The sequence below is a fragment of the Streptomyces sp. NPDC052052 genome (assembly GCF_040680455.1).
GTDB lineage: Bacteria > Actinomycetota > Actinomycetes > Streptomycetales > Streptomycetaceae > Streptomyces.
In genome coordinates this window covers 429,599-440,089 of sequence record NZ_JBFAWU010000001.1, presented here as the reverse complement: position 1 = coordinate 440,089, position 10,491 = coordinate 429,599, and the positions used below count along the sequence as shown (strand labels likewise).

Sequence of the window (10,491 nt, the reverse complement as noted above, 5' to 3'; positions counted from 1 at the left end):
ACTGGCGACGGACGCGGGCCACCGGGCCCTGGACGTGGCACGTGCGGTGCGCGGCGCGGTGGCGGAGGCGGTGGAGGGGCACCCTTCGGTCGCGGCGGTGATGCCCGCCAGGTCGCGCAGGCGGCGGCCCTGCGCGGCCCGTTCGGCGGCGCGCTGCTCCTCGTAGCCGCGCGAGGTGGCACCGCTCAGCAGCGCCTTGGTCTCCACGACCGCGTCACGCGGGGCAGCCAGCAGGGCACCGGCCAGGCCGCGGGCCGCGGCATCCAGCTCTTCGGCGGGCACCACGAGGTTGGCCAGGCCGATGCGCCCGGCCTCCTCGGCGTGCACGAAGCGGCCCGTGGCACAGATTTCGAGCGCGCGGGCGTAGCCGATCAGATGGACCAGCGGGTGTGTACCGGTGAGGTCGGGCACCAGACCGAGGCTGGTCTCACGCATGGCGAACTGCACGTCCTCGGCGACGACCCGCAGGTCGCAGGCGAGGGCGAGCTGGAAACCGGCACCGATGGCATGCCCCTGGACGGCCGCGATCGACACGATGTCGTTGCGACGCCACCAGGTGAACGCCTCCTGGTACTCGGCGATGGTCGCGTCGAGCTCGGCCTGCGTGCCGCGCGCCATGTCGAGGAAGGACGGCTCACCGTCGAACCCGTCGGGCGTGAACGCCTGCCGGTCGAGGCCAGCGGAGAAGGACTTTCCCTCGCCGCGCAGCACGACGACCCGCACATTGCCGGGCAGAGCCCGTCCGGCCTCCGTCAACGCCCGCCAGAGAGCGGGGGACTGAGCGTTGCGCTTGGCCGGGTTGGTGAGGGTCACCGTGGCAACCGCGTCATCGACGGTGAGCCGTACGCCGTCCTTGTCGAGAACAGAGTCGATCGAGGTCATGGGGCGCCTCCGGGTTGGTTCAGTCAGCACATCGAGCTAAGTGACTGAACAGTAACCACCCGGTCGACATCAGGATCGACTGGGTGGCCACCGCCGGAACCGGTGAGCCCCGGGCCGGGCCCAGAGGCCCACCCCGACCGCCGACGGCCGTCAGGCCGTGGCGGCCTTCTTGCCTCGTGTCGCTCCGCCGCGTCCTCGCAGCGCGACTCCGGACTCACTGAGCATCCGGTGGACGAATCCGTAGGAGCGGCCGGTCTCTTCGGCCAACGCCCGGATGCTCGCACCGGAGTCGTACTTCTTCTTCAGGTCTGCCGCGAGCTTGTCGCGCGCGGCGCCGGTCACCCGGCTGCCCTTCTTCAGAGTCTCGGCCACCCGTGCCTCCTCATGGGAAGTGCGCTCTGGACTCTCATGATCACCCCTCCAGGGCTTCCTGGCCACCCATTCGGCAAGGTCCGTGCGAGCGGATTGCCGCCCGGGGAAGGGACGGACACGACCGGAATTCCGCATTCCATGGGCGTGAGAGGGCAGACGGGACCGTGTCCTGGACGAACCGCCAGGTCAGGACCACACGGGGTCGGCGACCCGCCAAATGGGTGCACGAGGCAGGTATCTGCGGGTGCCGCGCCGCGGTACGAGACGCACTCACGCAGATGAGGGATCACGCATAGGCGCGGTGATCCACGCGGAGTGGACCGGCAGTGCCGGAGCCCGGATCAGGCGAGCGCGACGAGGTCCTGGTAGTCCGCACCCCACAGGTCCTCGACACCGTCCGGCAGCAGGATGATGCGCTCCGGCTGAAGGGCTTCGACGGCCCCCTCGTCGTGCGTGACCAGGACGACGGCGCCCTTGTAGGTGCGCAGCGCGCCGAGGATCTCCTCCCGGCTGGCCGGGTCGAGGTTGTTCGTCGGCTCGTCCAGGAGCAGCACATTGGCGGAGGAGACCACCAGGGTGGCCAGGGCGAGGCGGGTCTTCTCCCCGCCGGACAGGACGCCTGCGGGCTTGTCGACGTCGTCCCCGGAGAAGAGGAACGAGCCCAGGGTCTTGCGGACGTCGACGAGATCGAGATCGGGCGCGGCCGAGCGCATGTTCTCCAGGACGGTGCGCTCCGGGTCGAGGGTCTCGTGTTCCTGGGCGTAATAGCCGAGCTTCAGTCCGTGGCCCTGGATGACCTCGCCGGTGTCGGGCTTCTCAGCACCGCCGAGAAGCCGCAGGAGCGTGGTCTTGCCGGCGCCGTTGAGGCCGAGGATGACGACCCGGGACCCCTTGTCGATGGCGAGGTCCACACCGGTGAAGATCTCGAGGGAGCCGTACGACTTGGACAGGCCCTCCGCCATCAGCGGGGTCCTGCCGCACGGCGCGGGTTCGGGGAAGCGCAGCTTGGCGACCTTGTCGGCGACCCGGACGGCGTCGAGGCCGGAGAGCAGCCGCTCGGCGCGCTTGGCCATGTTCTGTGCGGCGACGGTCTTGGTGGCCTTGGCGCGCATCTTGTCGGCCTGCGAGTTGAGGGCCGCGGCCTTCTTCTCGGCGTTCTGCCGCTCGCGCCTGCGGCGCTTCTCGTCCGCTTCGCGCTGCTGCTGGTAGAGCTTCCAGCCCATGTTGTAGATGTCGATCTGCGAGCGGTTGGCGTCGAGGTAGAAGACCTTGTTGACAACCGTGTCGACGAGGTCGACATCGTGGGAGATCACGATGAAGCCGCCGCGGTAGGTCTTGAGGTAGTCGCGCAGCCAGGCGATCGAGTCGGCGTCGAGGTGGTTCGTCGGCTCGTCGAGCAGCATGATGTCGGCGTCCGAGAACAGGATGCGGGCCAGTTCGACACGGCGGCGCTGACCGCCGGAGAGCGTGTGGAGCGGCTGTCCGAGCACCCGGTCGGGCAGGCTGAGCGCGGCGGCGATGGTGGCGGCCTCGGCCTCGGCGGCGTAACCGCCCTTGGTGAGGAACTCCGTCTCCAGGCGCTCGTACTTCTTCATCGCCTTCTCGCGGGTGGCGCCCTTGCCGTTCGCCATCCGCTCCTCGTTCTCGTGCATCTTGCGCAGGATCTCGTCGAGACCGCGGGCGGAGAGGATGCGGTCGCGGGCGAGCACGTCGAGGTCGCCGGTGCGCGGGTCCTGCGGGAGGTAGCCGACCTCGCCGGAGCGGGTGATGGTGCCGCCGGCCGGGTTGCCCTCGCCCGCGAGGCACTTGGTGAGCGTGGTCTTGCCCGCTCCGTTGCGGCCGACGAGGCCGATGCGGTCGCCCTTGGCGATACGGAAGGAGGCGGACTCGATGAGGATGCGGGCGCCGGCGCGCAGCTCGATGCCGGAAGCGGTGATCACGGACAAACTCCAGGGCGGTGTGGACGACGGACGGGACGAATTCGGAGTCTCGACGCGACGCCGCTACTCATGCACGGGGAGATTGGCCATGGCAGCCATTCTACTGGCGGTGTGCAACTGCTTTTCCGCGTGCCCTGCGGCACGACCGTGCACGCACCCGGGCGACGCCGCCCCGCTCCGCGGTTCGGCGAAAATGGGCACAGCCGTGTGAATTACCCAATACTCGGTGCAAGCGGTGAGACCGTCACATCCGGAACAAAGGGTGGTACCCCATGCAGTTCGACGACGACGCCGGTCTGGACACGTCCGAGGTCCAGGACGTGCGCGGCAGCCGTATCCCAGGCGGCAAGGCCACCGTGGGCGGCGGTATCGCCGGCATCCTCGCGCTGGTCCTGGGGCTCTTCTTCGGCGTCGGCCCCGATCAGCTCGGGCTGTCGTCCGGCGACTCCGGCACGACGGCGACCGCATCCTCGGTGGCGCAGGTGGAGGAGTCCTGCCGGACCGGGCAGGACGCGAACACCAAGGACGACTGCCGGACCGTCGCGGTGGTCAACAGCGTGCAGGACTACTGGAAGCAGGAGTTCCAGCAGCGCGACGGGACGTACACGAACGCGCCGACGGTCCTGTTCACCGACCGGGTGGGCACCGCATGCGGCTCCGCGACCTCGGCGGTCGGGCCGTTCTACTGCCCGGGGGACCGCAAGGTCTACCTCGATCTGGGTTTCTTCGACGAGCTGCACACGAAGTTCGGTGCGAGCGGTGGCCCGTTCGCCCAGGCGTACGTCGTCGCCCATGAGTACGGGCACCACGTCCAGGACCTGATGGGGACCCTGAGCCGCGCACAGGACCAGCAGACCGGCGCGGACAGCAACTCGGTCAAGGTGGAGCTCCAGGCGGACTGCTACGCCGGGGTCTGGGCCCATCACGCAACGACCACGCCCGACGAATCGACCGGCCGGCCGCTGATCACCTCGCTGACCCAGGCGGACATCCGGGAGGGTCTCGACGCGGCGGCGTCGGTCGGCGACGACCGGATCCAGGAGCAGTACCAGGGGCGGGTCACCCCGGACTCCTGGACGCACGGCTCGGCCGCACAGCGCCAGCAGTGGTTCACCACCGGCTTCAAGAGCGGCGACATGACCGACTGCAACACCTTCGGCTGAGCCGGGGCACCGCGGCCCGACCGCACACGGGACCGTCCGGGCCGGGACGGGCCGCTGCCCACGGCCGGTGGAAGACTGAGACGCAGATCACATACATGCGGCACGGGGGCACGAGAAGAGGTGAGCGCCATGGCAGGCGTACCGGCCGGCGTACCGACGATCTATCCGACGATTCTGTACGACGACGCGAGGGCCGCGATCAAGACGCTGACGGAGGGCCTCGGCTTCACTCAGGAAGCGGTGTACGAGGGCGCGAACGGCGCGGTGCTCCATGCGGAACTCTCTTGCGGCAACGGCAGGGTGATGCTCGGTTCCAAGGGCCGCCCGGGCGTCTTCGCCGAGGCGATGCGGGACGCGGGCCCGGCCGGCGTCTACGTCGTGGTGGAAGAGGTCGACGCACACCATGCCCGGGCGGTGGAGCACGGCGTGGAGATCCTGATGCCGCCCACGGACCAGGACTACGGCGCACGCGACTACGTGGCACGGGACGGCGAGGGCAACGTGTGGAGCTTCGGGACGTACGCACCGGGGTCGGCCGACTGACCACGGCCGGGTCCCCGCGTCGGGCGGACGCGGGGACCCGGGCCGTCCCGGTGCCACAACAGGCAACGCCTGCCGCGGCTAGAGGCCGCCCGTGTGCACCTGGAACGCGGCCCTGCGCACCGCCTTGGCGAGCGCGGGGTCCGGATGCGCGGCGGCCAGGGCCACCAGCACCTGCACGGTGCGCGGGTGACCGACGGCGCGCACCTCGTCCAGCAGCGCCGGCACCGTGCCCTGGACGGCCGAGTCGAGGTGCCGGATCAGCAGCGTGGTCTCGCCGTGGTCGGCGACGGCCGCCGCGGTGTCGATCCAGAGCCAGGTGGCCTCCTCCCGGCTGAGGACGTCCTGGGCGTCCTCAGGATCCGCACCCTCGTACTCGGCCAGCCAGAGCAGCGCGTAGGGGCGCAGCGAGGGGTCGCCCGCCACGGAACGCACCTCGGGTTCGGCGGGCGCGCCGACCACCCGGAGTGCCTCGAAGGCGAGCCCGCGCAGCAACGCGTCCTCGCCGCGGGCGACGGCGAGGAGTTCGGCGACGGCGCTGCCGACGGGGCGGGCGGCGAGCCAGGCGCGGTATTCCGCGCGGGCCGGGCCGGGGGTGAGCCGAGCGCAGCCGAGCAGCATGTCGGCGGCGGCCTGCTCGATGTTCCCGGCCGGGCTCTGGGCCGCGACGCAGATCTGTTCCAGCTTGACCCAGACCGCCCAGTTGCCGAGCGGGGTGAGGGTGGCGTGTCCGGCGTCGAGAGTGAGTGCTCCGACGGCGGCCAGCCCCTCCAGGGCCCAGTCCAGCAGGAGGGTGATCAGGGCGGCAGGGTGTGCGCCGGGGCCTGCCGCGGCCGGTGCGAGCGGCGTCCGGGGCCCGTACGGCACCTCGCAGCGCTCCTCGCGGAGTTCGGCGACGCGCTGGCTCAGCAGGTCCAGGAGGACCGGCACGGAAACCGGTCCCGCCGAGAGCTGGAGCAGGGAGAGCACCTGCGGCACGGCCTCGACGGCCTCGGCGACCGCGCCGGAATCGATGTCCTCGGGCGCCGGGTGGACCAGGGGCCAGGCGTCGAAGAGTGCCACCCAGCCACGGAGCACGGCGGAGTCGTCGCGGTCCCAGGCGCGCAGCCGCCAGCCCGGTCGTGCGGTGTCGCCGTGCAGTTCGACGAGACCGGCGAGCCGGGCCCGGTCCCAGCCGGAACGCACCTGGGCCGGGGACGATTCCAGGGCCGTCGCGGCCCGTTCGAGAGCCTGGGCGGCCAGGGGTGGAGCGCCGGGGACCGCGCCGTCGGCCGCCCAGCGGGCGATCCGTACGGCGTCGGCGAGGACCGTTCTGGCCTGGCGGGCCAGTTCCCCCCTGGGCGGGGTGCCCTCCGGGGGGCGGGGAGCGGGCCTGGTGCGCCGGTTGGTCACGGCCTTGCGAGCGGTGGCCAGGGGGCGCGGGCGGACAAGTCGGAGCCTGGAGTCGCGCGGAGTACGGGACGTCACGGGAGCAGTCTTGCCCCTGACGGCCCGAAAGCCCAAACGGAACCCGAAGTCGTGGCGGAAGGGGAGGCGGACGGGCTCCGGAACCAACCGGCCGATCCCTCGCATCAGGTCACATCAGGGGCGTGAGGAAGCGTCGCAGTGCCTCTTCGTAGTGGACCGGATCGGCATTCCACATCGCCGCATGCGGAGCCTGCGGTACGGGGTGCAGGGCGACCAGGTCCGGCCGGCGGGCGGCGAGGTCACGGGACGGCTGCCACGGGGCCAGGGTGTCGTCCGGGCCGTGGAAGATCAGGGTCGGGACGTGCAGCGCGGGTGCGAGGGAACCGTCCAGGAGCCGTGCGCCGTGCAGGCCGGTCTGCCCCTGGGCTGCGCGGACGGCGAGCGGCAGGAGCGCGGTCGGCACACCGTGTGCCGTGGCCAGGGCGCGCATCGTGGTGACCCAGTCCAGGACCGGGGAGTCGAGGACGATTCCGCAGATCCGGCCCCGGAGCGCGGAGTTGACGGCGGCGTGCAGCGCCATCGAGGCGCCGGTGGACCAGCCGTGCAGGACGACCTTCTCGGCGCCGTACCGGACGGCGAAGCGGATCGCCGCGTCCAGGTCGCGCCACTCGGATTCGCCGAGGTGGGCCAGGCCGTCCGGGGAGCGCGGCGCTCCGGCGTCGCCGCGGTAGGCCAGGTCGAGCACGGGCAGACGCAGATCGCGCAGGAACGTCATGACGTTCATGGGGTGTTCCCGCGTGGTGCCGAGGCCGTGCACCGTGATGACCCAGGTGTCGCGGGGGCCGGGCACGAACCAGGCAGGCAGGGCACCGAGCTCCCCGGGGATCTCGACCTCCTGGTGGTCGAGGCCGAGGGCCGACGAGGGGTCGCCGCTGTGCAGCTGCGGGGTGACGCGGACCGTGAGGCCGGGCTCCAGGCTGCCCCTGTTGACGCGTTCCAGCCTCCGGACGACGGTGTCGGGGGCGTGCGGAGCGTGTTCGATCACCGGACCGATGACGGCGTGGACGCCGTCGGCCACCAGTCCGTATCTACCGGGCCGCAGGGTCGCGAAGGACCGGGTCAGGGTGACCTGCCCGGCCGCCGTGGCGTGCACGGTGATTCCGCTGTCGGCGGGGAGCGGCCTTCCGGACGGCTCCTTGAGGGCGACGTGACTGGCGTACCGGCCGGCCGCGACAGCTGCCGCCGCACCGACGCCGAGGACCGTGGTGACGGCTGCTGCCGTGAGGGTTGCCGGGCGCACCGCTTCAGTCTCACGGGGCATGGCGCACCCTGCCAGCGGGCGGGGTCCGTCCGGCGTCAGCCCCCCGGTTGCCCGTAGCCCTTCAGCGCCTCCTGCACCTCGTGCAGCTGGGCAGGGGACAGCAGCCTCGGCGAGCGTCCGGGTACGGAGCTCGCGGCGAGCCAGAGCCGGCAGAGCCATTCCAGCTGGGCGGTCCGCTCGTACGCCTGGTCCAGGGTCGCTCCGTAGGTCACGGTCCCGTGGTTCTGGAGGAGGCAGCCCGTACGGTCCCGCAGGGCGGCGAGCATGTTCTCGGCCAGTTCCTGCGTCCCGTAGCGGGCATAGGCCGCGACCCGGACGGGGCCGCCGAGCAGGGCGGCGGCGTAGTGGATCGAGGGGACCTCGGGGACCAGGGTGGAGACGGCCGTTGCGTGCACCGCATGGGTATGGACGACGGCGGCCGCGTCGCTGTTCCGGTAGACCGCGAGGTGGAGCGGGAGTTCGCTGGTGGGGACCCGTTCGCCGAGGACGCGTCTGCCCTCCAGGTCGACACCGACGGCGTCCTCGGGGCCGAGCCGGTCGTACGGCACGCCGCTCGGAGTGACCAGGATCGTCCCGCCGACCCGGGCCGACACGTTCCCCGAGGTCCCGACGACGAGGCCGTCCGCCGCCGTCCTGCGGGCGGTGGCGACGACGCCGCTCCAGGCCTGTTCGATCGCGCCCCGCTGCTCATCACTCATACGGGGATCCTGTCAGCCAGGGAGACGAACGGTCCTGCGGTCGGCCGGAGCCGCATCCGGCGAAGTACGCAGAAGGGGGCATGGGGGGGCGAAGCGTGGCCCGCCGGGGAGCAGATCAGGGTTCGACCGCGGAGGGAGACACCGCAACGCCCTGCCCAGTTCATCTTCCGTTCACCCGGATTACCTACGGTCCACGTGCCAATGACGTCGAACGATTGCCTGGGTCAATGGAACACATCACGCTGCTCCTCGCGATAGTGATCGTGACAGCTCTAGTGTTCGATTTCACAAACGGTTTCCACGACACCGCCAACGCGATGGCGACCACCATCTCGACCGGCGCACTCACCCCGAAGACAGCGGTGGCCATGTCCGCCGTTCTCAATCTCGTCGGCGCGTTCCTGTCGGTCGAGGTCGCCAAGACGATCTCCGGCGGGATCATCAACGAGGACGGGCTGCGGACAGAAGTCATCTTCGCGGCACTCGTCGGCGCCATCCTGTGGAATCTGCTGACCTGGCTGGTCGGCCTTCCGTCCAGCTCCTCGCACGCCCTGTTCGGCGGCCTGATCGGCGCCGCGGTGATGTCGGCGGGCTGGTCGTCCGTCAATGGCGGCACCGTCGTCACCAAGGTGCTGCTCCCGGCCGTCGCCGCGCCGATCGTGGCCGGTCTGGCCGCGCTGCTGGCCACCAGACTGACGTACCGGATCGGCCGCAGGATCCACAGCGACGCCCAGGAGAAGGCCACCGCCAAGGGGTACCGCGCCGGGCAGATCGCCTCGGCGGGACTGGTCTCCCTCGCCCACGGCACCAACGACGCACAGAAGACCATGGGGATCATCACCCTGGCCCTGGTCACCGGGGGGGTCCTGCACCCGGGCGCCAACCCTCCGCTCTGGGTCATCGTCTCCGCCGGTACGGCCATCGCGCTCGGCACCTACCTGGGCGGCTGGCGCATCATCCGCACCATGGGCAGCGGCCTGACCGACCTCAAGCCGCCGCAGGGCTTCGCCGCCCAGACCAGCGCGGCCACGGTCATCCTGGCCTCCTCGCACCTCGGCTTCTCCCTCTCCACCACCCAGTCCTGCTCGGGTGCCGTGATGGGTGCCGGCCTCGGCCGCCAGGGCGGCGTGGTCCGCTGGTCCACCGCCACCCGGATGTTCGTCGCCTGGGGCCTGACCCTGCCGGCCGCAGGCCTGGTCGGTGCCGGCGCGGAGTTCCTCACGAAGCAGGGCACCTGGGGTGTCGTCGTCGTCGCGGCGCTGCTGGTCCTCGGTTCCGGGGCGATCTGGTGGGCGTCGCGCCGCAAGCCGGTCGGCCACGGCGACGTCGCTCCGAGCGGCGCGGCCGAGGCCGCGGACACCGGCACCCCGGCCGTCGCCGCCGTCCTCCCGCCGCTCGCCACGGCCCAGGACCTCAAGGCCACCATCGCGGCTCCGCCCGCATCCACCCAGGACCCGGCGCACCCCGCCACCGTCTAGTGCCGCCCGGTGCCGGTCACGGCACCGTGCCGGTCCCCCAAAGGATTCCGCATGAAAATCGACTGGGCAGCTCTCGGCTCCGTCTTCGGCGTCTCCCTCGTCGTCACCGTCGCGCTGGTGGGTCTCTTCACCCTGGGCATCGTCGGCCTCGCCAAGCAGGCCGAACCGGCCGCACAGCGCGGCTCCGGCGGCTCGCTGCTGCTGGCCCGCGCCGGGGCGTACGCCTGCTTCGCGCTGTGCGCGGCGGCGGTCGCGTACGGGATCTATCTGATCGTCGCCTGAGCCGCTTCTCCCCTCTCTCCCCCCTCTCCCCCTCTCCCCCTCTCCCCCGCTGCCCGGCCGGCCCGTCCACCTCGTGGAACGGTCGCCGGGCCGGCCGTGGTCGCTTCGCCCCGTCGTCGTGCGACGGGGCGAAGCGCTGCGGGGCGTCGTGGGCGATGTGGGGCTCAGCACACTGCGCCGCCGCAGGTCAACGGCAGGTTGACGGGCGTTCGCGGAGCGTGGTGAACTGCCGGAGCCAATTACGGCGACAGCAGAGGAAGCCGGTGCGAATCCGGCGCGGTCCCGCCACTGTCACCGGGGAGCAGTCCCCCACATCGGAAGTCACGGCGCGCGCGAGCGGGTTGGAAGGCCGGGGAACTGTGGATCCGGGGAGCCAGGAGACTCTCGTCGCCCGTCACGTCGAACCAG

At 71.5% G+C, this 10,491-nt stretch carries 9 protein-coding genes, 1 pseudogene and 1 riboswitch; of the genes and pseudogenes, 4 read left to right on the top strand and 6 right to left on the bottom strand.

The window, feature by feature from the left end:
• Positions 1-96 precede the first annotated feature (96 nt).
• The 3 genes and pseudogenes from AB0L71_RS01915 to AB0L71_RS01905 form a co-directional block, all read right to left on the bottom strand.
• Positions 97-882: pseudogene (locus tag AB0L71_RS01915) on the bottom strand (enoyl-CoA hydratase/isomerase family protein); the annotation flags it as partial.
• Positions 883-1,032: 150 nt separating this feature from the next.
• Complete coding sequence (locus AB0L71_RS01910) at positions 1,033-1,254, bottom strand: helix-turn-helix domain-containing protein (RefSeq protein WP_352163566.1); 222 nt, start codon at positions 1,252-1,254, stop codon at positions 1,033-1,035.
• A 341-nt stretch (positions 1,255-1,595) separates the two neighbouring features.
• A complete protein-coding gene (locus AB0L71_RS01905) occupies positions 1,596-3,194 on the bottom strand; it encodes an ABC-F family ATP-binding cassette domain-containing protein (protein WP_365236745.1) in 1,599 nt (532 codons plus the stop codon).
• A gap of 272 nt (positions 3,195-3,466) precedes the next feature.
• Between AB0L71_RS01905 and AB0L71_RS01900 the strand changes: the two genes are divergently transcribed.
• Positions 3,467-4,357: a neutral zinc metallopeptidase gene (locus AB0L71_RS01900; RefSeq protein ID WP_365236743.1), complete on the top strand. Its 891-nt coding sequence runs from the start codon at positions 3,467-3,469 to the stop codon at positions 4,355-4,357.
• A gap of 129 nt (positions 4,358-4,486) precedes the next feature.
• Positions 4,487-4,900: a VOC family protein gene (locus AB0L71_RS01895; RefSeq protein ID WP_365236741.1), complete on the top strand. Its 414-nt coding sequence runs from the start codon at positions 4,487-4,489 to the stop codon at positions 4,898-4,900.
• Positions 4,901-4,978: 78 nt separating this feature from the next.
• On the opposite strand, the gene AB0L71_RS01890 is transcribed toward AB0L71_RS01895, so the two are convergent.
• The 3 genes from AB0L71_RS01890 to AB0L71_RS01880 all read right to left on the bottom strand — a co-directional run bounded on the left by AB0L71_RS01890 (position 4,979) and on the right by AB0L71_RS01880 (position 8,323).
• The gene (locus AB0L71_RS01890; protein ID WP_365236800.1) at positions 4,979-6,289 is read right to left on the bottom strand and encodes a hypothetical protein; all 1,311 of its coding nucleotides are present in this window, start codon (positions 6,287-6,289) and stop codon (positions 4,979-4,981) included.
• A 184-nt stretch (positions 6,290-6,473) separates the two neighbouring features.
• Positions 6,474-7,604 (bottom strand): hypothetical protein, encoded by a 1,131-nt coding sequence (locus tag AB0L71_RS01885; protein ID WP_365236798.1) that lies wholly within the window; start codon positions 7,602-7,604, stop codon positions 6,474-6,476.
• Positions 7,605-7,660: 56 nt separating this feature from the next.
• Positions 7,661-8,323, bottom strand: a complete 663-nt coding sequence (locus AB0L71_RS01880) for a class II aldolase/adducin family protein (protein ID WP_365236739.1) — start codon at positions 8,321-8,323, stop codon at positions 7,661-7,663.
• Positions 8,324-8,550: 227 nt separating this feature from the next.
• Here AB0L71_RS01880 and AB0L71_RS01875 point away from each other — a divergent pair, with 227 nt between their 5' ends.
• Positions 8,551-9,801 carry an inorganic phosphate transporter gene (locus AB0L71_RS01875; protein WP_365236737.1) on the top strand — a complete coding sequence of 417 codons (1,251 nt, stop codon included), beginning with the start codon at positions 8,551-8,553 and terminating at the stop codon, positions 9,799-9,801.
• 51 nt (positions 9,802-9,852) lie between these two features.
• Positions 9,853-10,083 carry a hypothetical protein gene (locus AB0L71_RS01870; RefSeq protein ID WP_365236736.1) on the top strand — a complete coding sequence of 77 codons (231 nt, stop codon included), beginning with the start codon at positions 9,853-9,855 and terminating at the stop codon, positions 10,081-10,083.
• 252 nt (positions 10,084-10,335) lie between these two features.
• Positions 10,336-10,467, top strand: a riboswitch (cobalamin riboswitch).
• Positions 10,468-10,491: the final 24 nt, after the last annotated feature.

Bases quoted from the DNA above. Each gene is read 5' to 3' on its own strand.
- AB0L71_RS01900 (WP_365236743.1), top strand. From the start codon at position 3,467: ATGCAGTTCGACGACGACGCCGGTCTGGACACGTCCGAGGTCCAGGAC.
- AB0L71_RS01895 (WP_365236741.1), top strand. From the start codon at position 4,487: ATGGCAGGCGTACCGGCCGGCGTACCGACGATCTATCCGACGATTCTG.
- AB0L71_RS01875 (WP_365236737.1), top strand. From the start codon at position 8,551: ATGGAACACATCACGCTGCTCCTCGCGATAGTGATCGTGACAGCTCTA.
- AB0L71_RS01870 (WP_365236736.1), top strand. From the start codon at position 9,853: ATGAAAATCGACTGGGCAGCTCTCGGCTCCGTCTTCGGCGTCTCCCTC.
- AB0L71_RS01880 (WP_365236739.1), bottom strand. From the start codon at position 8,323: ATGAGTGATGAGCAGCGGGGCGCGATCGAACAGGCCTGGAGCGGCGTC.